The following is a 23,967-nucleotide window of genomic DNA, read 5'->3' as shown; positions in this document are numbered from 1 at the left end:
ACTCGTGCGCCGGTCGGAGGCGCGGGCGCGTTCCGCTCCGGCACACGCGGGGCGTGCCGGGACGGACGCCGTCCAGTTCACAACGTACGCCGCTCGGCCGCGGCGGGGCGAGTCTCCCGGCGGATCCGCAGCGAGCTGGGAGCGCGCCGCCAGCGGACGCCCAGCCGCCGCCGTCCGGTCTACGCGGCGGGGTCCGGCTGGCAGGTCCGGCACACGTACGCGTCGCGGTCCTGCTGCAGCTTCACCGGGCCGATGCGCAGCAGGTCCAGCGCCGTGCCGCAGCGGAAGCACGGCCGGCCGGCCCGCTGGTACACCCAGTACGGCTCGCGGAGCTCGGCCGGGGTGGTCTTGCGCCGCTCGCGGTCCCGGTTGGCGTGGAGCATCAGGAAGCAGCGCTCGATCAGGCGCGGCAGGTCCGGGACCTCGCCCACCGGCGTCAGGGGGTGCACCCGGCACACGAACAGCGCCTCCGAACGGTAGATGTTGCCGACGCCGGCCATGTTCCGCTGGTCCAGCAGCGCCAGCCCGACGGCCCGCTCCGGCTCCTTCAGCATCCGGTCCCGCACCTCGTCCGGGTCCCAGTCCCGCCCCAGCGGGTCTGGGCCCAGATGCCCCACCGCCTGCGGCTCCAGACGCGAGGGGAAGAGCCGCAGGAACCCGAGGTCCACGCCGATCGCCTCGAAGGTCGAGTTCGTCAGCACGCAGCGCACCTTGTGCCCGGCCACGCGCCAGCGCTCGCCGGGTGCGTAGACCTCCCAGCGGCCGTCCATCATCAGGTGCGTGTGCATGGTCAGCAGCTGCGCCGGGTCCGTCCCGATCCGGATCAGCAGGTGCTTGCCCCGGGCGCACACCGAGTCGACCGGCCGCCCGGCCAGGTCCACGGTGGCCACCTGCGGCACCCGGAAGTCCGTCTTGGTCAGTACGTGGCCCGTCAGCGCAGCGTCCAGCATGCGCGCGGCCCGGTGCACGGAATCACCCTCAGGCACGGAATCTCACCCCATTCGGCGCCGCGTAGAACCCGGCGGCACGTAGCGCTTGCGCCAGCGGCGTCCCGAGGACCGGGACTCCGCTGACCTTCTCGATTGAAATCTTCTCCACCCGGGCGGCGCGCAGGGCGCGGACCAGGGCCTCGGCGGCCGCGGCCAGCTCGGCCGGGTCCTCCGTCCAGGCCAGGACGGTCCGGCCGCCGCGCTCCACGTAGAGCGCGAGCGCGCCGTTGACCAGGACGACGACGGCCCCCGCCTTCCGCCCCGGGCGGTGCCGGGACGCCTCCTCGCCGGAGAACGACGGCGCCGCCGGCCAGCCCAGTGCCGCACCGTACGGGTTGGCCGGATCCGTGGCGGCGAGCGCCACGGCGAGCGGGGCGCGGCGGGAGGCCTCAGCGCTGTACTGCAGGGCGTCCGGCCCGGCGCCGCCGCCGTCGAGGCCGGCCCGTCCGCCCGAGCCGACGTGCGCGCGTAGACGGTCCACCGTGGCCGAGAGCGCGAACTGCGCGGCACCCAGGTGCTCGATGAAGTAGCCGCGGCGGATGTGCCCGGCCTCCTCCAGCCGCGCCAGGACCTTGTAGAGCAGCGCGAACCCGCCCGGGACCTCCTCGGAGGCGACCGGGCCGCGGGTGAGGACCCCGTAACGGTCCAGCAGCAGCTCCGCGGTGGCGTGGGCGCGCAGCGTGGCGTCCCGCTCGGGGGCCGGCGCCAGCGACCAGCGGCCGGCCGCCCGGGCCTGCTGCGCCGGCGTCAGCACGCCGGTGGTGACCGCCTGGGCATCGCCGCCGGCGTGCCCGCTGTGGTCTCCGCCGAGACCCGAGCGCAGACCCGTGCGCAGCCCCGAGCCGGCGCCCGGCCCGCCGCCGGACTCGAGCCGCGCGCGGAGTCCCGAGCGCAGGCCGAGCCGCGACGGGCGGGCCAGCCGCGAGCGCGGCGTCGACGCGCGCGCCTTGTGGGCGGTGCGGCCGCCGTCGAGCAGCCCGCGGACGGGGGCGAACGTGTCGTTGGTCAGGCGGCCGGCCCAGAACAACTCCCAGAGCGCGTCCAGCAGGTCCGGCTGCGGGACGCCGGGGTGGGCCTCGGCCAGGTGGCGGAAGAAGTACGCGCCCCCGGTCGAGAGCGTGGACAGAACCGCGTCGCGCGCCGCGGCCGGCGCCTCCGCCTCGTCGGCCGGGGGGACGGCCGGCTGATCCGGCTGCGGGGCGGCCGTCCCGCTGACGGTCAGCTCGGCCGTGCCCGCCGGGTGCAGTGCGACCCAGCCGTCGTTGCCGCTCAGCGCACCGGCTCCGGTGAGCAGGACCTCGCCGGAGGCGAGCAGCTCGTCCAGCAGCCCGGGCCGGTAGTCGGCGACGCGGGCGGGAAGGATGTGGGTCTCCCAGGCGCTCGCCGGCGCCGGGTAGCCGGCGAGCTGCTCGACGACGGCCGCCACGCCGTCGGCCCCGCGCAGCTGGGGGGCGGCGGTCTCGCCGTCGCCGACGAACTGCCACGCGGGCAGGAAGCGGGCGTACGTCGCGGCGTCTACCGGCTCGACCTCGGCACGCAGGGCCGCCAGGGAGCGGCGGCGGATCCGGCGCAGGACCTCGGCGTCGCACCACTCGAGTCCCGCGTCGCCGCCGCGGTGCTCCGCCGGCAGCAGCTCCCGCGGCCGGAACTCCCCGTCCAGCACGCGCCCGGACTGGGCCAGCCGCTGCAGGGTCGAGTGCACGACGGCGACGCCCAGCCCCAGCCGGCCGGCCGCCTCGGCGGAGGCGAACGGGCCGTGCGTGCGCGCGTACCGGCCCACCAGGTCGCCGAGCGGGTCCTCGACCGGCTCGACGAAGGCCAGCGGCACGCCGATGGGCAGCGGCACCCCGAGTGCGTCGCGCAGCCGGGCCGCATCCTCGATGGCCGCGAAGACCTCGCGCCCGGCGACGTTCACGCGCAGGGCGCGCACGCTGCGGACCAGCTCCTCCGCCCAGGCCCGGGCCGTCGCCACCGAGGCGTGGCCGCCGTCGTCGACCCCCTCCCCGTCCGGGCTCGCGTCCTCGGCCCCGGCGTCGTCGGTCGACTCCGTCGAAGGGGCGCCCCCCGCCGGCTCCGTGTCGGCGGCCTCGCCGTCCGGCCGCAGCCGCAGCGCCAGCTCCTCGGCGGTCAGCGGACCGAGCAGACGGAGCAGGTCGGCGGCCCCCTCCACGCCGCGCAGCCGGCGGTCGGGCGCGGTCCGCTGCAGCTCCGCCTCGGTGCGCCGGATGACGTCCGGGTCCAGGAGCTCGCGCAGCTCGCTGCGGCCGAGCAGGTCGTTGAGCAGCGTCGGGTCCAGCGAGAGGGCCGCGGCCCGGCGCTCGGCCAGCGGCGAGTCGCCCTCGTAGAGGAACTGCGCCACGTAGCCGAAGAGCAGCGACTGGGCGAACGGCGACGGCTGGCGCGTGGTGGTCTCGGCGATCCGGATCTCCCGCCGGCCCACCGCCGCGGCGACGTCGCGCAGGGCGGGGACGTCGTAGACGTCCTGCAGGCACTCGCGGGCCGTCTCCAGGATGATCGGGAAGGTCGGGTACTTCTTCGCCACGTCCAGCAGCTGCGCGGACCGCTGCCGCTGCTGCCACAGCGGCGTCCGCTGGCCGGGGTTCTGCCGGGGGAGCAGCAGCGCCCGGGCCGCGCACTCGCGGAACCGGGACGCGAACAGCGCCGACCCGCCCACTTCGCGGGTGACGATGTCGTCGAGCTCCTCCGGGTCGAAGAGGAAGAGGTCGGCGCCCGGTGGCTCGTCCTCCATCAGGGGCACCCGCAGCACGATCCCGTCGTCGGAGGCCATGGCGGCCCCGTCCAGCCCGTACCGCTCGCGCAGCCGGGCGCCGACGGCGAGCGCCCACGGGGCGTGGACCGGCATGCCGAACGGCGAGTGCAGGACCACGCGCCAGTCGCCGAGCTCGTCCTGGAACCGCTCGACGACGAGCGTCTGGTCCGACGGGATGCTGCCCGTCGCCTCGCGCTGGGCCTCCAGGTAGGCCCGCACGTTGGAGACCGCCCACGGGTCCAGGCCCGCGGCGGACAGCCGGGCGACGGCGTCGTCCTCGCCGAGGGCGGCGAGCTCGCGGCGGGCGCGCCCGACGGCGTAGCCCAGCTCCACGGGCCGGCCGGGCCCGTCGCCGTGCCAGAACGGCAGCTTGCCCGGCTGGCCGTAGGCGGGGGTGACGATCACGCGGTCGTGGGTGATGTCCTCGATCCGCCAGCTGGTGGCCCCGAGCGCGAACACGTCGCCGACCCGCGACTCGTAGACCATCTCCTCGTCCAGCTCGCCGACGCGCTTGGCGCCGGACTCGTCGCCGGCGAGGAAGACGCCGAAGAGCCCGCGGTCGGGGATGGTGCCGCCCGAGGTGACCGCGAGCCGCTGCGCGCCGGGGCGTCCCTCGAGCGTGCCCGCGTCGCGGTCCCAGACCACGCGGGGGCGCAGCTCGGCGAACTCGTCGGAGGGGTACTTCCCGGCCAGCAGGTCCAGCGTCGCCTCGTACGCCGAGCGCGGCAGGGCGGCGAACGGCGCGGACCGCCGGACGACGTCGTACCACTCCTCCACGTCGACCTCGCCGAGCGCAGCGGCCGCGACCGTCTGCTGGGCGAGGATGTCCAGGGGGTTCTGCGGGATCTTTAGCGGCTCGATGGCCCCGCGGACCATCCGCTCCACCGTCACCGTGGTGTCCAGGAGGTCGCCGCGGTGCTTGGGGAAGAAGACGCCGCGCGACTCGGCGCCCACCTGGTGCCCGGCGCGGCCCACGCGCTGCAGGCCCGAGGCCACCGAGTTGGGCGACTCCACCTGGATCACCAGGTCCACCAGGCCCATGTCGATGCCCAGCTCCAGCGAGCTGGTGGCGACCACGCAGCGCAGCCGGCCGGACTTCAGGGCGTCCTCGATCTCGGCGCGCTGGTCCTTGGACACGGAGCCGTGGTGGGCGCGCGCCAGCACCGCGGGGGCGCCGGAGGTCTGGCCGGCCTGGGCCATCATCTCGGCCGGCGTGCGGGTCGGCTCCGGGCGGGCGGCGGCACCCTCGCGCAGACCCTCCCACGCGGCGGCCCAGTCGGCGTCGCGGTCCCCGCCCGCGGCCCGGTCGGGATCGGAGGGGCCGCCGGCGGGCGCCGCCTGCTCGGCCGCGAGCTGCAGGCGCTCCTCGTGGATCTCGTTCAGCCGGCCGGTCAGCCGCTCGGCGAGGCGGCGCGAGTTCGCGAAGACGATCGTCGAGCGGTTCGCCTCGATCAGGTCGACGATCCGCTCCTCGACGTGCGGCCAGATGCTCGCCTGCGGCTGGAGCCCCGACGCGGGGCCCTGGTCGTGGGCCGACGCCGCCGCGGGGAGATCGGTCATGTCCTCCACCGGGACCGTGACGGTCAGGTCCCACTTCTTGGTCGACTCGGGCGCCACCACCGTGACCGGGCGGGTGCCGCCGAGGAACCGCGCCACCTCCTCGCGGGGCTCCACCGTGGCGGAGAGGCCGATGCGCTGGGCCGGCCTCCGCAACAGCGCGTCGAGGCGCTCCAGGGAGACCGCCAGATGGGCGCCGCGCTTGGTCCCGGCGACGGCGTGGACCTCGTCGACGATCACCGTGTCCACCGCGCCGAGCGTCTCGCGGGCGCGGCTGGTCAGCATGAGGAACAGCGACTCCGGCGTCGTGATGAGGATGTCCGGCGGGTTGGTCAGCAGTTTGCGGCGCTCGCCGGCGGGGGTGTCGCCGGAACGGACACCCACGCGGATCTCGGGGGCGGGCAGGCCCAACCGGGCGGCGGTCTGCGTGATGCCGATCAGCGGGCTGCGCAGGTTCCGCTCCACGTCCACGCCGAGCGCCTTCAGCGGCGAGATGTACAGGACCCGGGTGGCGCGTTTCTGCCGGTTCCGGGCCGCGGACGACGGCGCCGGGTCGGCGACTGCGGGGACCGTCGCCGGGGCTGCGGGTTCAGACGCGGGCCGGGTCTCCGGGGCCGTGGCCGTCGGCGGTGCCTGCCCGTCCGGTTCCTCGTCGCGCGTGTGCCGGACGAACGAGTCGAGCGCCCAGAGGAAGGCCGAGAGCGTCTTGCCGGAGCCGGTCGGCGCCACCACCAGGGCGTTCTCGCCGCGGCTGATCGCCTCCCAGGCACCGTCCTGCGCCTGGGTGGGCGCGCTGAAGGCACCCTCGAACCACTCGCGGGTCGCGGGGCTGAACCGGGTCAGAACTGAACGCGATATGGCGCGACCTCCAGCGGGGCTCCCTCGAGCACGGCGGATTCCAGCGAGTCATCGGCCGGCATGCCGGAGCACACGACGGCGGCGGCATGCGTCCCGGCGGCACGGCGGGCCGTGCGGTCCGGGGCGTCCGGGCGTGCGTTGCGGTGGAACATACTCTTCACCTCGCTGGGCCTGCGCTGAAGGTTTTGCTCACTAGTGGTTTTACCGTACCCGAAGCGTCGGCCCGCCACGCCGTACGGCCCGAATGTCCCGGTCCGGCGTCTGGTGCGCTACAGCAGGCGGCGCTTCAGGGCGGACGTCACCCTCGCGGCGCCCGCCCGCAGGCCTCGGAGGACGGCTGGCCGCCGTCGTTCCGCCCTCAGTCCCACCTCGCCGGGTGACGGCTCGCCGTGCGATCCGCCGCCGGCCGCGGTGGGCGCGACGGTCTCCGGCGCAGCCTCCGGAGCGGGCTCCGGCGCGGGCGGCTCCGCGGCGACGGGAGCGGCGGCCTCCGCCGGCGGCAGGGCGGCCTGCTCGGCCTTGAGGTCCTCGAAGGTGAGACCCCCGCGGAACCCGATGCGGGCCAGAGACGCCGCCCAGTCGCCGTGCGCCCCGGCCACCGCCTCGAGGACGGTGCGGTTGACGCTCTTCGGCGGCGGCACATGACCGAGGCCCCAGTCGCCGGTGAGGATCAGCAGGTCCGCGGTGTCCTGCACCGCGATCATGAAGTGGCTCAGCTGCCGCCAGAAGTGCCGGCCGTCGCGCAGGTTCTGGACGTAACCGATGGTCACGTCGTCGCGCCCGGTGTACGCCTGGCGCAGGTCCCCGGCGATCCGCTCGGTCAGCGCGGTCCGGGCCTCGGCGAGGTCCTCGGCGCCGAAGGCGGAGCGGCCGTAGGCGAGCACGTCGACGTCGGCGAAGTCCCTCAGGATGATCTGCGGGTTGACCGGCACCGCCAGCGATCCGGGGAAGTGGGCGGCGTAGTGCAGGGCGGCGAAACCACCCGCCGATGCCCCGAAGAACGCCAGGTGCTCGGCGCCCAGCCCGTCCACCACGTGCCGCAGGACGCCCGGGAGGTCCTGCTGGAGGGGCTGGCGCGCATTGCCGGAGAACCAGCCGATGTTCAGCTCGTCGTCCAGCTCGAGACTCGGATCCGCCACGCAGACCACGTTCAGGCCGAGGCCCTCGGTCACGCCGAGGCCGGAGAAGACCGGCAGGGTCTGCATGTTCGGCGAGAGCGCGGAGTGGAAGACGACGAGCGTCGTGTCGGCGTCGGGCTCCGGTTGGATGAGGAGGTCCAGGGGGGAGCCGTGGTAGTAGATCGTCACCACGCCGTCGGGCAGGGGTGACGCGAGGAAGTCCTCGATGGAGGCGAATTCCGTGTGCCGGAGGCCGGCGAAGCGGGTGAGGTCTCTGCGCGGCATGCAGTCTTCTTCCTAACCGGTCGAACTGGATGGACGCTGCGTAGCGGTCCCCCAACCGGCCGTGGGGCCGACGCGTCAGTCGACTGGAATTCTAGGCCATCCGGCCCGGCCGCTCCCGGCGCCTGCGCGGGGGCGGCTACACGTGGTGGTAGGGGCGCCCGCCGGAGATCTCCTGCGCCCGGTAGAGCTGCTCGGCGAGGACCAGCCGGACCAACTGGTGCGGGAACACCAGCTTGGACAGGCTCCAGACGAAGTCCGCGCGCCGGTGCACCGAGTCATCCACCCCGTAGGCGCCGCCGATGATCACCGTGACCGGCCTCGACGTGTCGAACTGCTGCTGCAGCGTCCGCGCGAGCGCGGGCGAGTCCACATTCTTCCCGCGCTCGTCCAGGAGCACCACGTAGTCCTGGGCGGAGACCTTGCCGAGCAGCCGCTCCGACTCCTCCGCCCGGGCCGCGTCCGCCTCCCGCGAGGAGTGGGGCAGGAGCTGCCAGGCGACGTCGTACGGCTTCTTCATGCGCTGCCCGTAGCGGTCGATGCCCTCCCGCACCCACGACTCGTGCTTCTTGCCGATCGCCAACACCCGAATTGCCATGGGCCCAGTCTTCCACCGTGGCCCGGCCGCCCGGGAACGGGCACCGGGCCACGGCGGGCGGGCCCTACCGGGCGGGCTCCCGTTCGGCCACGCCGTCGGGATCGCGACCCGCCGCGGCCTGACCGTCGACGGTCAGGCCGGGGGAGGCCTCCATCGTGCCCAGGGCCCCGGTCTCCGGTGTCCACCCGTCGGCGTACTCGCCCCGCTCATAGTCGTAGCCCACCGGGTTGCCGTCCTCGTCGTAGCGCTGGTACCACTCGGTGACCTCGCCGGCGTGGGAATCGAACTCGGCGCCCGCGCCCTCGCCCTCCGGCGCCCTCTCGATCGAGAGCGCGAAGTCGTCGCCGTGCTCGTCGATGCCGGAGCGGACGGCGTTCTCCAGCGCGGTCTGGGCGTACTCGGTGCGGATGACCGCCGGATCCGTCTGCAGGTCCTTGAAGAACGCGACGATCATCACCAGCAGGATGACCGCGAACGGCAGAGCCGAGACGATGATCAGGTTCTGCAGGCCGGAGAGCGCCTCGTTGCCGCCGATCAGCAGCATCACCACCGCGATGCCCATCATGGCCAGACCCCAGAACACGGTGACCTTCTTGTCCGGCGTCGGGTTGCCGCGCTGCGAGAGCGTGCCCATCACGAGCGAGGCCGAATCGGCGGAGGTGATGAAGAAGATCGCCAGGCAGAACATCGCGATGAACGGCGTGACGGTCCCCAGCGGCAACGAGTGCAGGAGGTTGAAGAGCAGGTCCTGCGGCGACGTGTCTGCGGTGATGGACTCGTTGCCGTTGGCGCGCATCCACAGGGTGGTGCCGCCGAAGGTCCCGAAGGCCAGGATGCAGACCATGAACGGGACGGCCAGGGTGGCGAAGATGTACTGCTTCAGGGTGCGGCCGCGCGAGATCCGGGCCAGGAAGATGCCGACGAAGGGTGCCCAGGAGGCCCACCAGGCCCAGTAGAAGACCGTCCAGGCCTCGGAGAAGGCAGCCGCCTCAGGGCCCCACGAGGCGCTGCGCGTCATCATCTCGAAGAAGTCGCCGAAGTACTCGAACGTGGCCGACGGCAGGAAGTTCAGCAGGAACAGGGTCGGTCCGGCCACGAAGATGAAGACGGCCAGGCCGAACGCGGCGGTCATGTTGATGTTGGACAGCCACCGGATGCCCCGGCCCACCCCGGAGACCGCGGAGAGGATGAAGCCGATCGTCAGGACCACGATGATCGCGATCAGGGCCGTGTTCCCGATCTCCCCGATGCCCGTGACGATCTCGACGCCGCGGCCGATCTGCAGCGTGCCGATGCCGAGCGAGGCCGCGGTGCCGAACAGGGTCGCGATGATCGCGAGCATGTCGATGGCCTTGCCCTGCCAGCCGTTGACCCGGTCTCGGCCGAACACCGGGGTGAAGATGGAGCTCATGAGGGGGACCCGGCCGCGGCGGTAGGCGCCGTAGGCGACGGCGGCTCCGACGAGCGAGTAGAGGGCCCACGCGTGGAAGCCCCAGTGGTAGAGCGTCTGCGCCATGGCCTTGTGCATGGCCTCGACGGTCTCCGGGTCGGCTGCGCCCGGCGCCGGGTTCATGAAGTAGTAGAGGGGCTCGTAGGGCCCGAAGAAGAAGATCCCGATGCCGACTCCGGCGGAGAACATCATGGTGATCCAGGAGAACGTCTTGAACTCCGGCTTCTCGCCGTCGCGTCCCAGCGGGATCTTCCCGTAGCGGCTGAGCCCCAGGTAGATGAGGAAGCCGAGGACGATCGCGACGAGCACGTTGAACAGCCAGCCGGTGTTGGCCACGACCCACGTCAGGGCGACGCCGGAGACCGTCGTGAGCGAATCCGTGCTGGTGATGCCCCAGAGGATGAAGCCGACGATCAGGACCGCGGCCACGCCGAAGACGAGTCGATCGGTGCTGTAGCGGACGCGCTGCTCGTCGACCGCGATGCCCGGGACGAGGCCCGGATGGGTGTCGTGCGGGTAGCTTCCGCCGCCCCCTGCCGGGCCCGGTCGGGCCGATGCGGTGGGACGGACGGGAAGGTGGGTCGGCCGTGGTGCGTCCACGGGAACTCCTCGGATCGGGGGCAGGGCCATCCGGCAGCGTGCGTGCGCGGTGTGGCGCGAGACGCAGCGCTGCGCGGGGCTCGGGGAGCCCCGCCCGAACCCGGTGAGGAGGCGCGGTGCGTGCTCCTCGGGGTCTCCGCGCCGGACAAAGCCAAGACCCTAGCAGTGATCCATGCCACGGAGGGCGCCCCGCGTCCCCGCCTCGAGGCCGCCCGCGGGTCCCGATACCAGTGGTGGAGCGCCGGGAACGGCTGGCGGCCGAGTGGTGCACCCCGGGATCGTTGCGTCATCGTTATCACACCTGAAGGTGATGCGAGTCACTCCTGCGCCCACGGAACGGCACCTTCAATCGCGCCGGTCGGTCGCGCCGGTCGGTCGCGCCGGTCAGGCCGGTCCGGTCGAACCGCGCTCGACGAGCTCGGGCAGTAGGCCCGTGTGGTGGCGCTCGCCGGAAGGCTCGTCGATCTGGCCGACGAGCCAGTCGACGAGCAGCCGCCCCTGCTCGGCGGGCCGCTGGCGGATGGTCGTCAGGCCGAAGGCCGCGGCATGGGGGTGGTCGTCGATCCCGACGATGGACACGTCCCCCGGAACGGAGACGCCCGCGCCGCGGGCCGCGAGGACGAAGCCCATGGCGATCTCGTCGCTCGCCGCGACGACGGCTCGGGGGCGGTCCGCTGCGGCGAGGACTGCCGTGGCCGCCTCCTTGGCGGCGGGGACGGTGGGCATCAGGGGTCGAGGCGCACGGGCCGTGATGCCGGCGTCGCGGAGGGCCGCGCGGTAGCCGGCGTGGCGCGAATCCTCCGCCACGTACATCGCGAGCTCCTCGTCGGGGCGACCCCCGGCGAACAGGATGTCCGTGTGGCCGTGGTCGAGGAGGTGCTGGGTCGCGAGCCGTCCCGCCGCCTCGTCGTCGAGGCACCAGGTGCGGATGCCCGGGGTCGGGCCCCCGATGGCTCCGACCGGGATGCCGAGGTCCCGCAGGGCGCCGACCTCGCGGCGGGTCAGGGCGAAGTTGGCGGAGAAGACGGCGTCGACGTGCCGCCGCCGCCGGAAGTGGTCGAAGGCGCGGTCGCGGTGCTCGCCGTGCTCGCCGAGCTCGAAGAGCAGCAGGTCGAAGTCGTGCCGCAGGGCGGCATGGGCGAGGCCGCGGATGAGCGTGGAGGTGTACCAGGTGTCGAACGTCGGGACGATCGCTCCGATGGTCCCCGTCCGGCCGGTGGCCAGGCTCACGGCCGCCGGGGAGGCCACGTAGTGCAGCTCCGCGGCGATGCGCAGGACGTGCTCGCGGGTCGCCGCCGAGACGCGGCCGTCGGAGAGGGCGCGGGAGGCGGTGGATTTGGACACTCCTGCCCTCCGGGCGACGTCCGCGAGGGTGACCATGCGATCCTCATCTCCGATCTGCTCGCACGGCCCAGTGGGTCCGGGACGCGACGCTGCCCCCGCACGTCGTGACCGATCTGTAGCCGAAATCCTCCACCCGAACCCTTGGGAGTCCGTGTGATGTACGTTACGGTACCAGTGGAACCGGTTGCACGGGCGGCTGGTCAGCTTTCCGATGGCATTTCGAGCACAGGAGTTCACGTGAAGCACACACATCGCAGAGCCGCGTTGTCGTTGGGGATGGTGGGCGTCGCCTCGCTCGCCCTGGCCGGCTGCGTGGGGGACACGGATCCGCAGGCCGGGGGAGACACGGACTGCAGCCAGTACGAGGAGTACGGCACGTTCGAGGGGGAGACCGTCTCGGCCTACGGCTCCATCATCGACGTCGAGGCCGACCTCTTGAACGAATCCTGGGCCGACTTCGAATCCTGCACGGGTATCGATATCGAATACGAGGGATCAGGCGAGTTCGAGACGCAGATCAACGTGCGTGCCCAGGGTGGCAACGCGCCCGATCTGGCGTTCTTCCCGCAGCCGGGCCTGCTCGCGACCATGGTGGCCCAGGAGCACCTCGTGCCGGCCGCTGACTCCGTCGAAGCGAATGTCGATGAGTTCTGGAGCGAGGACTGGAAGGGCTACGGCACGGTCGACGGCGAGTTCTACGCGGCCCCACTCATGGCGAATATCAAGGGCTACATCTGGTATTCACCAGCATTCTTCGAGGAGAACGGCTACGAGGTGCCGACGACGCTGGACGAGGTGGACGAGCTGACGGAGCAGATCGCGTCCGACGGCAACAAGCCCTGGTGCGTCGGTTTCGGCTCGCAGGAGGCTACGGGATGGCCCGGTACCGATTGGCTGGAGGACTACGTGCTCCGGCTCCACGGCCCCGAGGTGTACGACCAGTGGGTCAACCACGAGATCCCGTTCAATGATCCCCGTATCGTCGAGGCGCTCGACCGCGTCGGCGCTCTGATCAAGAACCCGGACTATGTCAACGGCGGGTTCGGCGACGTCTCGACGATCGCAGGAACGGACTTCGGCGAGGCGGGCCTTCCGATCCTGGACGACGAGTGCGCCATGCACCACCAGGCGTCCTTCTACGCTGGATTCTGGCCGGAAGGTACGACCATCGCCGAGGACGGCGACGTCTACGCGTTCCTGCTTCCCGGGACCGAGGAAGGGGCCCCCGCTGTCACCGGCGGTGGCGAGCTGGTCGGCGCGTTCCGCGAGTCGGAGGCCATCACGGCCGTCCAGACGTTCCTGGCCTCGGACACCTGGGCTAATGAGCGCGTCTCGCTCGGCGGCGTCATCTCCGCCAACAGCGGCGTGGATCCGGCCGCGGCGGAGACCTCGGGCCAGCTCCTGGTCGACTCGATCGAAATGCTGCAGAACCCGGAGACCTCGTTCCGTTTCGATGGATCGGACCTGATGCCGGGTGCCGTCGGCGCCGGCTCGCTCTGGAAGGCCATGGTCGACTGGATCAGCGGCGCAGAGTCCGAGGCAGTTCTGAAGCAGGTCGAGAGCAGCTGGCCGTAGACCTGAGTCCGACGGCGCCGAGCGAACTCGGGGCCCCTTCACCTTCGATGGGCGGACGGCGTGAGTCGTCCGCCCATCGAAGAACGGAGACAACATGACATCACTCGACCTCATGGGGAAGATCCTCCAGTTCGCGACCGGCATCGTGGCCTTCATCGCGGTCTTCGGGCTGATCCTCTTCTTCCTCGACCGCAGTTCCAGAGGGCGCAAGGATTTCATCCAGCTCGCCCTCTTCCTCGGCCCGGCGATGCTCCTCCTGGCCGTCGGTCTGATCTATCCGGCGATCCGTACCAGCTTCATGGCCTTCACGGACCGGACCGGTGCCTTCAACGGCATGGACAACTTCATCTGGATGTTCACCCAGCCGCAGGCGCTCATCACCCTCTGGAACACCGTGCTCTGGGTGCTCCTCGTGCCGACCATCTCCACCGTGGTCGGATTGGTCTACGCCGTACTGATCGACAAGTCCCGCGGCGAGAAGTACTACAAGATGCTCGTCTTCATGCCGATGGCGATCTCGTTCGTCGGCGCCAGCATCATCTGGCGCTTCATGTACGCCTACCGCTCGCCCAGCAGGGAGCAGTACGGCCTGGTCAACCAGATCATCGTCTGGTTCGGAGGAGAACCGCAGCAGATCCTGCAGGACTCGCCGTGGAACACCTTCGCGCTGATCGTGGTCATGATCTGGATCCAGACCGGCTTCGCGATGGTGGTCCTCTCGGCCGCCATCAAGGGCGTGCCCGCGGAGCAGCACGAGGCCGCCGAGCTGGACGGAGCATCCCCGATCCAGCGCTTCTTCAACGTGACCGTGCCCGGCATTAAATCCTCGATCGTCGTCGTGGTCACTACCATCACGATCGCCACGCTCAAGGTCTTCGACATCGTGCGCACGATGACCGGCGGCAATTTCGACACCTCCGTGGTCGCCAACGAGATGTACACGCAGGCGTTCCGCGCCGGTGAGCCGGGCCGTGGCGCGGCCCTGGCGTTGATCCTGTTCCTGATGGTGACGCCGATCGTCGTCTACAACATCCGCGTGCTCCGGAAGCAGAGGGAGATCCGATGACCCAGGTAGCCGTACCCACGCCGCCCGTCGAACGGGGCCGGGTGGAGGCCAAGGCGGGCCGCGTCAAGAAGCGGATGACGTCGCGCGTCGCATCCGTGATCGCGCTGGTCATCGCCGTGCTGTGGACGATCCCCACGTTCGGGCTCTTCCTCTCCTCGTTCCGGGAGCCGGATCTGATCGAGTCCACCGGCTGGTGGACCGTATTCCAGAACCCCGGATTCTCGCTGCAGAACTACCAGGAGGTGCTGCTCTCCGGGTCCTCGTCCGCGCCGCAGCTGGGCGAGTACTTCATCAACTCGCTCTTCATCGCGATCCCGGCGACGCTCTTCCCCCTGGCCCTCGCGGCCATGGCGGCGTACGCCTTCGCCTGGATCAAGTTCAAGGGTTCCTCGACGCTGTTCGTCCTGGTCTTCGCCCTGCAGATCGTCCCGCTGCAGCTGGCTCTGATCCCACTGCTGCAGATGACGGTCGCTTTCCTGCACCCAGCGATGCGCTCCATCAGCGACGTCATCCCGATGATCCCGGACCAGCAGTACCTGCCGGTCTGGATCGCGCACACGATCTTCGCGCTGCCGCTGGCGACGTTCCTGCTGCACAACTTCATCTCGGAGATCCCCCGCGATGTGATCGAGGCAGCGCGCGTCGACGGCGCGGGGCACGGGCAGATCTTCCTGAAGGTCGTGCTGCCGTTGGCGATGCCGGCACTGGCCTCGGTGGCGATCTTCCAGTTCCTCTGGGTCTGGAACGACTTGCTCGTGGCCTTGGTCTTCTCCTCCGGGACCCCGGATACGGCGCCGCTGACCCAGCGGCTGGCCGAGCTGGCCGGTTCGCGGGGCCAGAGCTGGGCCCGCCTGACGGCCGGCGCGTTCGTCTCCCTGGTGGTGCCGCTGATCGTGTTCTTCTCACTCCAGCGGTACTTCGTCCGCGGTCTCCTCGCGGGCTCGGCGAAGGGGTAGCCGGCACCCGCAGAAGCGCACACGGAAAAGGCCCCGAGATGAGCTCTCGGGGCCTTTTCGGCTGGCGGTGACGGTGGGATTTGAACCCACGGTACGGGGTTACCGTACACAACATTTCGAGTGTTGCACCTTCGGCCGCTCGGACACGTCACCAGACTGGACTACTGTACCGGAGCCTCTCCGATCCGCTCAAATCGGCCCTCCCGCGGGAGCGCCGGCCGTGCCCCGATGCGGGATTGGAATGCTCCCGGCTGACGCACGGGATCAGCGCCTGCGCTGGAAGAACGAGCGCAGCAGCTCACCGCACTCCTGCTCGCGGACACCGGCGTGGACCTCCACGAAGTGATTCAGGCGGGGCTCGCGCAGGACGTCGAACACCGAGCCGGCGGCCCCGGCCTTCTCGTCCCAGGCCCCGAAGACGACCCGGGGGATTCGCGCCAGGACGATGGCTCCCGCGCACATCGCGCACGGCTCCAGCGTCACGACGAGCGTGCAGTCCGTGAGCCGCCACCCGTCGTCGTGCCCTGTGCCGCGCAGCGCGGCGGCGGCCGCACGGATCGCCTCCACCTCGGCGTGAGCGGTCGGGTCGCCGTCGGCCTCGCGCCGGTTGCGCCCCACGGCGATGATCGAGCCCTCCGGATCGAGGACGACGGCGCCGATGGGCACATCCGCCGTCGTCAGCGCAGCGCGGGCCTCGGCGAGGGCGAGGCCCATCCACTCTTCGTGGACGGACGCGCGCGAGATCACGGTCCAAGCCTAGTGGAGCCGCCGGGCCCGCAGGGGCCCTGCTGGTAGTTTTGGAGCATGCGTGTACAGGTTGTGGACCACCCGCTGGTCGCCCATAAGGTCTCCGTTCTCCGCGACAAGACCACCCCCTCGCCGGTCTTCCGGCAGTTGACCGACGAGCTGGTGACCCTCCTGGCCTACGAGGCGACCCGGGACGTCCGCACGGTCGAGGTCGAGATCGAGACGCCCGTGGCGACGACGACGGGCACGGCGTTCGCGAAGCCGACCCCGCTCGTGGTCCCGATTCTCCGGGCCGGTCTCGGCATGCTCGAGGGCATGACGCGGCTGGTGCCGACCGCCGAGGTCGGTTTCCTCGGCATGGCGCGAGACGAGGAGACGCTCAACATCGTCACCTACGCCGAGCGCCTTCCGGCCGACCTGACGGGCCGCCAGGTCTTCGTCCTGGACCCGATGCTCGCCACCGGGGGGACCTTGATCGAGGCCATCAAGTTCCTTTTCGACCGCGGAGCCGACGACGTCACGTGCATCTGCCTCATCGCCGCGCCCGAAGGGCTGCAACGGCTCAAGGACGCCCACGGGGACGACGCGCGGCTGCACGTGGTCCTCGCCTCGCTCGACGAGCGACTGGACGAGAAGGCGTACATCGTGCCCGGCCTCGGCGACGCCGGCGACCGCCTGTACGGCCTGGCGCACTAGCCGACTCGGTCGCCCGGCCCGCTAGGTCAGCGGCAGCCGCGCCTCGAACCGGGTCCAGCCCCGCCCGGCGGCGTCGGGCGCGTCTGCGGTCCGACTGTCGACGAAGATGCTGCCGCCGTGCGCCTCGACGATCGCCTGGACGATCGGCAGGCCCAGCCCGGTCGTGCCCTCCCCGCCCGAGCGCGCTGCGTCGGCCCGGGCGAACCGCTCGAATACGTGCGGCAGGAAGTCGGCGGGGATCCCCGGGCCGTCGTCCGCCACGGTGAGCACCGCCGTCGTGCCGTCCGCGCCGGCTCCGGAGGTGCGCAGCGACACGGTCACCTCCGTCCCGTCGGGCGTGTGCTTGCGCGCGTTGGAGAGCAGGTTGACGAACACTTGCCGCAGTTGGGCCGCGTTCCCGTGCACGAGGACCGGTTCCGGCGCGAGTTCCAGGCGCCAGCGGTGCCCCGGGGCCGCGACGCGGAAGTCGGCGGTCTCCTCGGCGGCGAGCCGGGAGAGGTCGACGTCCTCCACGGGAGCCGGAGCGACTGAGCCATCGCGGGCCGCGTCGAGGCGGGCGAGCAGGAGGAGATCGTCCACCAGGGCGCCCATCCGCCGGCTCTGCTCGACGACCCGGTCCAGGCCGGACCGTCCGTCGTCGCTCAGGTGCTCCGTGGCGCCGACGAGCTCCGCGTAGCCGCGGATCGCGGCCAGCGGGGTGCGCAGCTCGTGGGAGGCGTCGCCGACGAATCGGCGGAGCCGCTCCTCCGTCTCCTGCCTGGCCTGCAGTGCCGAGGTCACGTTGTCCAGCAGCCGGTTCAGCGCCGCGCCCATGGTCCCGGCCTCGGTCCCCGGCGTGGCATCGACGGCGCGGACGCGCTCTGCCAGCTCAACCCGGCCGGCCTCCAGGGGGAGCCTCGCCGCGCCGTCCGCGACGGCGGCCACCCGCTCCAGCGGCTCCAGCGAGCGGCGCACGATCAGCGAGCCGACGAGTCCCGTCGCCACTAGGCCGGACGCCGCCACCAGGGTGATGGTCCACGCGAGCTGGCCCAGCGTCGACTGGACCGGTGCGGTCGGCAGTCCGGTGACCAGCGTGGTCCCGCGGACCTCCAACGCGATCACGCGGTAGCCGCCGAGGCTCAGCTGCAGGGTGCGGGCGCGCCCGTCCGGTGGTGTCCTGAGCAGCGCCTCGGCATCGCCGGGGGACAGCGCGGAGACCGTCCGCCGTTCGCCCGTCGTCGAGTCGAGGACGCCGCCGACGCCCAGCCGATCGTCCACCAGCAGGAAGCTCAGCGTGCCCGACGCCTGGCCGGGCGCCCGCAGCGGGTCGGCCGTCCCGGACTGGGACAGGTGGGAGGCGGAGCGCTCCGCGGCCTGCGCCACGTCCTGGTCCAGCCGGTGGTGCAGCTGGCTCGACATCGCCGAGTACGTGACCACGCCGATCACCAGGCACACGAGGGCCAGCATGCCCAGGAGCGCCAGGAGCATCCGGGAGCGCAGGGACATCGGGCGGCGAGCTCCCGGCGGAGGGGACGCCGGGCGCGGCGGAAGGCCGGTGCGAGGGTTCACGGGGCCGGCTTCAGGACGTACCCCGCCCCGCGGACCGTGTGGATCATGGGCTCGTTCCCGGCATCGATCTTCTTACGCAGGTAGGAGATATACAGCTCCACGATGTTGGCCTGGCCGCCGAAGTCGTAGTCCCAGACGTTGTCGAGGATCTGCCGTTTGCTCATCACCCGCCGGGCGTTCTCCATGAGGAACCGGAGCAGGTCGAACTCCGTCGCCGTCAGCGCGATGGTCTGGCCACCCCGCCGGGCCTCGCGCAGGTCGAGGTCGAGCACCAGGTCGCCGACCACGAGTTCGGAGGCGTCGCTCGCGGCGACACCGGAGCGCTCGACCAGCCGGTGCAGGCGCAGGAGGACCTCCTCCAGGCTGAACGGCTTGGTCACGTAGTCGTCGCCACCAGTGGCCAGCCCGGCGATCTTGTCCTCCTGGGCGTCCTTCGCGGTGAGGAACAGGCACGGCACGGAGGGCAGGTGGGCGCGGGCCCGGCGCAGGACCTCGGGGCCGTCGAAGCCCGGGAGCATCCAGTCCAGCACCAGGACGTCCGGGGAGAACTCCTTGACCAGTGCGACGGCGCCCGGTCCGTCCGCGGCGATGCGTGCGTCCCAGCCGAGCATCCGCGCGCCCATGCTCACCAGTTCGGCCAGGGACGGCTCGTCGTCGACGACGAGGACCCGGACCGGCGTCCCATCCGGGTGATGCAGTCGCGGCAGCTGGTGCGGCGCGAAGGGTTCGGGAGTCATGCTCCAACTGTGCACCCGCGAGGTGGGCCGGATCTAGGGTGGACCTGTGCCGGCCCTGTGAAATCAGCGGCACGGTGCGTGCTCCGAGTCAAGCGGCACCGGCTGGGAATCCACCGTGTGAACCCCTCGCGGAGCATGAATAGTTATACGATGGCCCTCATAAAGATATATTCGACGTTCATTTTCCTCTGCGGCTGCCAGTGCGGAGGTCCCAGGATGGGCAATTTGTTCAATTCCTGAAGCCTCAACTGTCGATGTGGGCAATGTGATCATCCTCACAATCGGCCCCATTCGTCTCAAATACTGAACAGTAGCGACGAATGTTACTTGCGGGTTCGCTAAGAGCCCCGTCACACTGGGTGGTGTGATCGTCACAGACGACCGCCGGCGGCTTCCCGGCCTCGGCGGACGGACTGCGGCGGCGCCACCTGCTCTTCGCACAGTTAAGAGGTAAAGCATGTCCGTGACATCCGGATACGTCCACATCTCCGTCCGCAACGCCCAGAACCGGGCGGCCGCCGCCCAGCGCCAGCCGCAGGCGGGCTACGGGGCGCCGCAGGGCTATCGGCCGCTCCATGCGGTGCCGGGCATGCAGGAGCAGCAGCCGATGACCGCGCCGACGCCGGTCGTCACCCCGAACGGCCAGGCCGGACCGCAGCCGGTGAAGAACGACACGCAGGCCCGCGGGTTCGTCCTCTATGTCGGCCTCGACGAAGCCGCTGCGCAGGATGCCGGCACCTCGCTGGGCAAGCTGGCGACCCAGGTCCGCGCCTTCCTGCAGACGCTGGCCCCGGACGCCAAGACGCATGCGGCCGTCGCGCTGGCCCCGGCCGACGCCACCGGTGACAGCCTCGACGTCGTCCGCCAGGCCCTGGGCGACCCGACCGTCTCCCGTCGCCCGCGCGGCGAGCAGCGCCCGCAGCAGGCCGCGCCGCGGCCGTCCGGCGTGCTGATCGACCTGTCGCGCCGCGAGGTCCACCTCGACGGCGAGTCGCTGAACCTGACCTACAAGGAGTTCGAACTCCTGAACTACCTGGTCGAGAACGGCACGCGCACCGTCGGCCGCGACGAGCTGCTGGTCAACCTGTGGCGCAACGCCGAGGAGGTGCCCAACGAGCGCACCATCGACGTGCACATCCGCCGGCTGCGTTCCAAGCTGGGCCGACTCGCCAACACCGTCCGGACCGTCCGCGGCCAGGGCTACCGCTTCTACGAGCACCCCGAGGTCGTCGTCTGGGCGGCGCCGGAGTACTCCATCTAGGCAGGCCGCCGGTCGTCCCGACCGACTGCCGGAGCGGCCCCGGGGCATCCCTTCGGATGCCCCGGGGCCGCTCTGTCGTCTCCGGGCGCCGCGAAGGCGCTGCGCGAGGCCTCAGTGCCTCCCCGTGCCCTGCCCCCGGGTGCCGGTGCGTGAGTAGGGTGGGGGCATGAACCGCCATCACCTCAAGCGGCTGCTGCTCCTCCGCCATGCGCAGGCCGACTTCCTGTTCGGCGTGGAGGATCGCGATCGGCCGCTGGGCTCGCGCGGCGAGCAGGAGGCTCCGAGTCCCGGGCACTGGATGCTCGAGCACGACGTCGTACCGGACTACATCGTGTGCTCAGACGCGCTCCGCGCCCGCTCCACCTGCGTCTGGGTCTCGCACGTGCTCGGTGAGCGGGGCCCGACGCCGTACGTCGACTCGCGCGTGTACGGCGCCGATGTCGCCCGCCTGCTCTCGATCGTCAACGAGACCCCCGGGAGCGTCGGGACACTGCTCGTCATCGGGCACATGCCCACGCTCCAGGACCTCGCCCTGCGTCTGGCCTCGGCCGACTCCGACCACGAGGCGGTCATGGAGCTGGCCATGGAGTACCCCACGGCCGGGCTGACCGTGCTCGAGACGACGGCCGCCTGGGCCGAACTCGACGGGCGCGACGCGCGCGTGACGGACTTCGTCCCACCCAGTCGCGAGGAGAGAGGGGATCCCCGATGAGCCGGGACTTCAAGGTCGGCGACCACGTCAGCTGGAATTCCGAGGCGGGCCGGGTCTCCGGCCGGATCGTCAAGGTCCACACGTCCGACTTCGAGTACAAGGGCCACCGCCGCCGCGCGAGCGAGGAGGAGCCCCAGTACGAGATCGAGAGCGACAAGACGGAGCACGTCGCCGCGCACAAGGGCGGCGCGCTGAAGCGCCTCGAGGACTAGGAGCGCCCGATGCCTGAGGCGGAAGCGGAGATCCTCACGGTCGGCCACTCGACGCACCCCCTGGGCGAGTTCGTCGATCTCCTCCAGGGCGCCGGGGCGACGGCAGTCGTCGATGTGCGCAGCCTCCCCGGCTCGAACCGCCACCCGCAGTTCAACGCGGAGAGCCTCGCCGCAGGGCTGTCCGAGCACGGCATCGTCTACCGGCGCATTGCGGCCCTCGGCGGCCGGCGGAACCTCCAGCGCGCCATCGACCCGGAGGTCAACGGTTTCTGGCAGAACCGCAGCTTCCACAACTATGCCGACTACGCGCTCTCGGAGGAATTCGACGGCGGACTGGCCGAGCTGCTGGAGATCGCCCGTGAGGCGCGGCCCGCCATCATGTGCTCCGAGGCGGTCTGGTGGCGGTGCCACCGCCGCATCATCGCCGACCACCTCCTCGCGCGCGGAACCGATGTGCGGCACCTCATGCCCGGTGGTCGGGTCGCGCCCGCCGAGTTGACGCGTGGGGCCGTGGCCAGTGGCGGGACGGTCGAGTATCCGGGGTGACCGGTCGGCGATCCGGCCGGGCGCTCGGGAGCACGAAAAAATCCCGGGAAACGGCGGAACCGCTTCCCGGGATTCTTCGATCTGTGCGCCCAAAGGGATTCGAACCCCTGACCTTCTGTTCCGTAGACAGACGCTCTATCCAGCTGAGCTATGGGCGCATCTTGTGTTATCCGGCCGACCGCGGTGCGTTCGACCTCGAATAACTTTACACGAGTCCGACGGGCGTGCAAATTCGGCATGTCCCCGAGGTGCGGGGTGATGCCGCGCCGTGCGCGCCGAACGACGCGGGAGCTAGACCGGTCTATGTGACTTGCATCACACCACAGACGGTGTAAACCCCGGAATCCCGCGGGAGTCGCCGGCGACCCGGATGCTGCGAGCCCGTCGCGGAGACGTCTGTCACAGGAGGCCGACAGAACGGCAACCTAGCATCGAATGCACCAGTAACAGCCCAATGGAGGGAATGGACATGAGCGTGAGCTTGAATCAGCAGGTTCGTGACGAGCAGGCACACATGCCGACGACGCACGAGGCCCTCGCCGCCTGGGTGAACGAGGTGGCGGAGATGACGCAGCCGGCTGATGTCTATTGGGTGGACGGCAGTCAGGAGGAGAACGATCGCCTGACCGCCGGACTGGTCGAAGCGGGCACCCTGCGCAAGCTCAGCGATGAGCTGTTCCCCAACTCCTACGCCGCGTTCTCGGACCCCGCGGACGTCGCCCGGGTGGAGGAGCGCACCTACATCTGCTCCGAGGACAAGCGCGACGCCGGCTTCACCAACAACTGGATGGACCCGCAGGAGATGAAGTCCATTCTCCGCGAGCGCTTCACGGGCTCGATGCGCGGACGCACCCTGTACGTCATCCCCTTCGTCATGGGGCCGCTCGACGCCGAGCAGCCGCAGTACGGCGTCGAGATCACCGACTCGGCCTACGTGGTCGCCTCCATGCGCATCATGGCCCGCATCGGCACCGAGGTGCTGCGCAAGATGGAGTCCGAGAACGCCTCCTTCGTCCCCGCTCTGCACTCCGTCGGCGCGCCGCTGGCCGAGGGCGAGGAGGATGTGCCCTGGCCGTGCAACGAGGAGAAGTGGATCGTCCACTTCCCCGAGGAGCGCTCCATCTGGTCCTACGGCTCCGGCTACGGCGGCAACGCGCTCCTCGGCAAGAAGTGCTACGCCCTGCGCATCGCGTCGGTCATCGCCCGGGACGAGGGCTGGCTCGCCGAGCACATGCTGATCCTGCGGCTGACGAGCCCGGAGGGCCGGTCGTACAACATCGCGGGCGCGTTCCCCTCGGCCTGCGGCAAGACCAATCTGGCCCTCCTCGACCCGACCATCGAGGGCTGGAAGGCCGAGACCCTCGGCGACGACATCAACTGGATGCGCATCGGCAAGGACGGCGAGCTGCGCGGCGTCAACCCGGAGTACGGCCTCTTCGGCGTCGCGCCCGGCACGGGCTGGTCCACCAACCCGAATGCCATGCGCGCCATCGCCAAGGGCAACTCGATCTTCACCAATGTCGCGCTCACCGACGACGGCGGCGTGTGGTGGGAGGGCATGACCGACGAGGTCCCCGAGCACCTGACCGACTGGCAGGGAAACGACTGGACGCCCGACTCCGGCCGTCCGGCGGCTCACCCCAACTCCCGCTTCTGCACGCCGATCAGCCAGATCGACATGCTCTCCCAGGAGTACTACAACCCGGACGGCGTCGAGATCCACGCGATCCTCTTCGGTGGCCGCCGCAAGACCACCATCCCGCTGGTGACGGAGGCCCGCTCCTGGGCCAACGGCGTCTTCATGGGCTCCACCCTGTCCTCCGAGACGACGGCGGCCGCGGCGGGGGCGGTCGGCGTCGTGCGCCGCGACCCCATGGCGATGCTGCCGTTCATCGGCTACAACGCCGGCGACTACCTGAACCACTGGGACAAGATCTCGGGCCGGCTCAATCCCGAGCGCCGGCCGAAGATCTTCCTGGTCAACTGGTTCCGCCGCACGGCGGACGGCGGGTTCGCCTGGCCGGGCTTCGGCGAGAACAGCCGCGTGCTCAAGTGGGTCACCGAGCGGATCGAGGGCCGTGGCGGCGCACGGGAGACGCCGGTCGGCTTCGTCCCGACGGGCGATGCGCTCGACCTCACGGGGCTCGAGGGGTACACGGCCGACGACGTCGAGGCGGCCGTGCGCGTCGACGCCGACGAGTGGCGGACCGAGGTCGAGGACATCGATGCGTGGTACGCCAACTTCGGCGAGGCGTTGCCGGCGTCCCTGCGCGACGAGCTCGCCGGCCTGAAGGAGCGTTTCGGGGCCTGAGCGGCCCCGAGGCACCGATGCCGCTGGCCAGGGA

Annotated in this window: 19 protein-coding genes and 2 tRNA genes; 9 read left to right on the top strand and 12 right to left on the bottom strand. The window is 71.2% G+C overall.

The window, feature by feature from the left end:
* Window positions 1-179 precede the first annotated feature (179 nt).
* The 7 genes from RIN46_RS00280 to RIN46_RS00250 all read right to left on the bottom strand — a co-directional run bounded on the left by RIN46_RS00280 (window position 180) and on the right by RIN46_RS00250 (window position 11,818).
* On the bottom strand, window positions 180-986 hold the full coding sequence (locus RIN46_RS00280) for a DNA-formamidopyrimidine glycosylase family protein (RefSeq protein WP_309080788.1): 807 nt from the start codon (window positions 984-986) through the stop codon (window positions 180-182).
* The gene (locus RIN46_RS00275; protein WP_375141861.1) at window positions 979-6,213 is read right to left on the bottom strand and encodes a DEAD/DEAH box helicase; all 5,235 of its coding nucleotides are present in this window, start codon (window positions 6,211-6,213) and stop codon (window positions 979-981) included. The genes RIN46_RS00280 and RIN46_RS00275 overlap by 8 nt, the downstream gene beginning before the upstream one ends.
* On the bottom strand, window positions 6,156-6,326 hold the full coding sequence (locus RIN46_RS00270; protein WP_309080789.1) for a hypothetical protein: 171 nt from the start codon (window positions 6,324-6,326) through the stop codon (window positions 6,156-6,158). Before RIN46_RS00270 ends, RIN46_RS00275 begins: the two co-directional genes overlap by 58 nt.
* A gap of 117 nt (window positions 6,327-6,443) precedes the next feature.
* Window positions 6,444-7,577 carry a hypothetical protein gene (locus tag RIN46_RS00265; protein ID WP_309080790.1) on the bottom strand — a complete coding sequence of 378 codons (1,134 nt, stop codon included), beginning with the start codon at window positions 7,575-7,577 and terminating at the stop codon, window positions 6,444-6,446.
* Window positions 7,578-7,713: 136 nt separating this feature from the next.
* A complete protein-coding gene (locus RIN46_RS00260; protein ID WP_309080791.1) occupies window positions 7,714-8,172 on the bottom strand; it encodes a 23S rRNA (pseudouridine(1915)-N(3))-methyltransferase RlmH in 459 nt (152 codons plus the stop codon).
* A gap of 64 nt (window positions 8,173-8,236) precedes the next feature.
* Window positions 8,237-10,222, bottom strand: a complete 1,986-nt coding sequence (locus RIN46_RS00255; protein ID WP_309080792.1) for a BCCT family transporter — start codon at window positions 10,220-10,222, stop codon at window positions 8,237-8,239.
* A 384-nt stretch (window positions 10,223-10,606) separates the two neighbouring features.
* Window positions 10,607-11,818, bottom strand: a complete 1,212-nt coding sequence (locus tag RIN46_RS00250) for a LacI family DNA-binding transcriptional regulator (protein WP_309080793.1) — start codon at window positions 11,816-11,818, stop codon at window positions 10,607-10,609.
* Here RIN46_RS00250 and RIN46_RS00245 point away from each other — a divergent pair.
* The 3 genes from RIN46_RS00245 (at window position 11,804) to RIN46_RS00235 (ending at window position 15,163) form a co-directional block, all read left to right on the top strand.
* Window positions 11,804-13,141: an ABC transporter substrate-binding protein gene (locus RIN46_RS00245; protein ID WP_375141856.1), complete on the top strand. Its 1,338-nt coding sequence runs from the start codon at window positions 11,804-11,806 to the stop codon at window positions 13,139-13,141. The two genes, RIN46_RS00250 and RIN46_RS00245, sit on opposite strands and share 15 nt — an antisense overlap.
* A gap of 94 nt (window positions 13,142-13,235) precedes the next feature.
* The gene (locus tag RIN46_RS00240; protein WP_309080794.1) at window positions 13,236-14,207 is read left to right on the top strand and encodes a sugar ABC transporter permease; all 972 of its coding nucleotides are present in this window, start codon (window positions 13,236-13,238) and stop codon (window positions 14,205-14,207) included.
* A complete protein-coding gene (locus RIN46_RS00235) occupies window positions 14,204-15,163 on the top strand; it encodes a carbohydrate ABC transporter permease (protein WP_309080795.1) in 960 nt (319 codons plus the stop codon). Before RIN46_RS00240 ends, RIN46_RS00235 begins: the two co-directional genes overlap by 4 nt.
* A gap of 62 nt (window positions 15,164-15,225) precedes the next feature.
* On the opposite strand, the gene RIN46_RS00230 is transcribed toward RIN46_RS00235, so the two are convergent.
* Window positions 15,226-15,316, bottom strand: a tRNA-Ser gene (locus RIN46_RS00230).
* Window positions 15,317-15,427: 111 nt separating this feature from the next.
* Window positions 15,428-15,910, bottom strand: coding sequence for a tRNA adenosine(34) deaminase TadA (tadA, locus tag RIN46_RS00225; protein ID WP_309080796.1), 483 nt, complete (start codon window positions 15,908-15,910; stop codon window positions 15,428-15,430).
* A 57-nt stretch (window positions 15,911-15,967) separates the two neighbouring features.
* Here tadA and upp point away from each other — a divergent pair, with 57 nt between their 5' ends.
* A complete protein-coding gene (gene upp / locus RIN46_RS00220; protein ID WP_309080797.1) occupies window positions 15,968-16,606 on the top strand; it encodes a uracil phosphoribosyltransferase in 639 nt (212 codons plus the stop codon).
* A gap of 21 nt (window positions 16,607-16,627) precedes the next feature.
* On the opposite strand, the gene RIN46_RS00215 is transcribed toward upp, so the two are convergent.
* Together RIN46_RS00215 and RIN46_RS00210 are read right to left on the bottom strand one after the other, a co-directional pair.
* Window positions 16,628-18,091: a HAMP domain-containing sensor histidine kinase gene (locus RIN46_RS00215; protein ID WP_309080798.1), complete on the bottom strand. Its 1,464-nt coding sequence runs from the start codon at window positions 18,089-18,091 to the stop codon at window positions 16,628-16,630.
* Between the two features lie 59 nt (window positions 18,092-18,150).
* Complete coding sequence (locus RIN46_RS00210; RefSeq protein WP_309080799.1) at window positions 18,151-18,891, bottom strand: response regulator transcription factor; 741 nt, start codon at window positions 18,889-18,891, stop codon at window positions 18,151-18,153.
* Window positions 18,892-19,348: 457 nt separating this feature from the next.
* Between RIN46_RS00210 and RIN46_RS00205 the strand changes: the two genes are divergently transcribed.
* The 4 genes from RIN46_RS00205 (at window position 19,349) to RIN46_RS00190 (ending at window position 21,622) form a co-directional block, all read left to right on the top strand.
* A complete protein-coding gene (locus tag RIN46_RS00205; protein WP_309080800.1) occupies window positions 19,349-20,152 on the top strand; it encodes a winged helix-turn-helix domain-containing protein in 804 nt (267 codons plus the stop codon).
* A 166-nt stretch (window positions 20,153-20,318) separates the two neighbouring features.
* A complete protein-coding gene (locus RIN46_RS00200; protein WP_309080801.1) occupies window positions 20,319-20,864 on the top strand; it encodes a histidine phosphatase family protein in 546 nt (181 codons plus the stop codon).
* Window positions 20,861-21,076, top strand: coding sequence for a DUF2945 domain-containing protein (locus RIN46_RS00195; RefSeq protein ID WP_309080802.1), 216 nt, complete (start codon window positions 20,861-20,863; stop codon window positions 21,074-21,076). The genes RIN46_RS00200 and RIN46_RS00195 overlap by 4 nt, the downstream gene beginning before the upstream one ends.
* 9 nt (window positions 21,077-21,085) lie before the next feature.
* Window positions 21,086-21,622: a DUF488 domain-containing protein gene (locus RIN46_RS00190; protein WP_309080803.1), complete on the top strand. Its 537-nt coding sequence runs from the start codon at window positions 21,086-21,088 to the stop codon at window positions 21,620-21,622.
* 84 nt (window positions 21,623-21,706) lie between these two features.
* On the opposite strand, the gene RIN46_RS00185 is transcribed toward RIN46_RS00190, so the two are convergent.
* Window positions 21,707-21,780, bottom strand: a tRNA-Arg gene (locus RIN46_RS00185).
* A gap of 311 nt (window positions 21,781-22,091) precedes the next feature.
* On the opposite strand from RIN46_RS00185, the gene RIN46_RS00180 reads away from it, so the two are divergent.
* Entirely contained in the window at window positions 22,092-23,933 is a 1,842-nt protein-coding gene (locus RIN46_RS00180) for a phosphoenolpyruvate carboxykinase (GTP) (protein WP_309080804.1), read from the top strand.
* Window positions 23,934-23,967: the final 34 nt, after the last annotated feature.

The sequence above is a fragment of the Zhihengliuella sp. genome (genome assembly GCF_031178195.1).
Classification (GTDB): domain Bacteria; phylum Actinomycetota; class Actinomycetes; order Actinomycetales; family Micrococcaceae; genus Zhihengliuella.
This window is presented reverse-complemented; position numbering and strand designations above follow the sequence as displayed.

Coding starts and splice junctions, on each gene's coding strand:
- RIN46_RS00270 (WP_309080789.1), bottom strand. CDS start 6,326: ATGTTCCACCGCAACGCACGCCCGGACGCCCCGGACCGCACGGCCCGC.
- RIN46_RS00265 (WP_309080790.1), bottom strand. CDS start 7,577: ATGCCGCGCAGAGACCTCACCCGCTTCGCCGGCCTCCGGCACACGGAA.
- RIN46_RS00260 (WP_309080791.1), bottom strand. CDS start 8,172: ATGGCAATTCGGGTGTTGGCGATCGGCAAGAAGCACGAGTCGTGGGTG.
- RIN46_RS00250 (WP_309080793.1), bottom strand. CDS start 11,818: ATGTGTGTGCTTCACGTGAACTCCTGTGCTCGAAATGCCATCGGAAAG.
- RIN46_RS00240 (WP_309080794.1), top strand. CDS start 13,236: ATGACATCACTCGACCTCATGGGGAAGATCCTCCAGTTCGCGACCGGC.
- RIN46_RS00235 (WP_309080795.1), top strand. CDS start 14,204: ATGACCCAGGTAGCCGTACCCACGCCGCCCGTCGAACGGGGCCGGGTG.
- upp (WP_309080797.1), top strand. CDS start 15,968: ATGCGTGTACAGGTTGTGGACCACCCGCTGGTCGCCCATAAGGTCTCC.
- RIN46_RS00215 (WP_309080798.1), bottom strand. CDS start 18,091: ATGTCCCTGCGCTCCCGGATGCTCCTGGCGCTCCTGGGCATGCTGGCC.
- RIN46_RS00210 (WP_309080799.1), bottom strand. CDS start 18,891: ATGACTCCCGAACCCTTCGCGCCGCACCAGCTGCCGCGACTGCATCAC.
- RIN46_RS00205 (WP_309080800.1), top strand. CDS start 19,349: ATGTCCGTGACATCCGGATACGTCCACATCTCCGTCCGCAACGCCCAG.
- RIN46_RS00200 (WP_309080801.1), top strand. CDS start 20,319: ATGAACCGCCATCACCTCAAGCGGCTGCTGCTCCTCCGCCATGCGCAG.
- RIN46_RS00195 (WP_309080802.1), top strand. CDS start 20,861: ATGAGCCGGGACTTCAAGGTCGGCGACCACGTCAGCTGGAATTCCGAG.
- RIN46_RS00190 (WP_309080803.1), top strand. CDS start 21,086: ATGCCTGAGGCGGAAGCGGAGATCCTCACGGTCGGCCACTCGACGCAC.
- RIN46_RS00180 (WP_309080804.1), top strand. CDS start 22,092: ATGAGCGTGAGCTTGAATCAGCAGGTTCGTGACGAGCAGGCACACATG.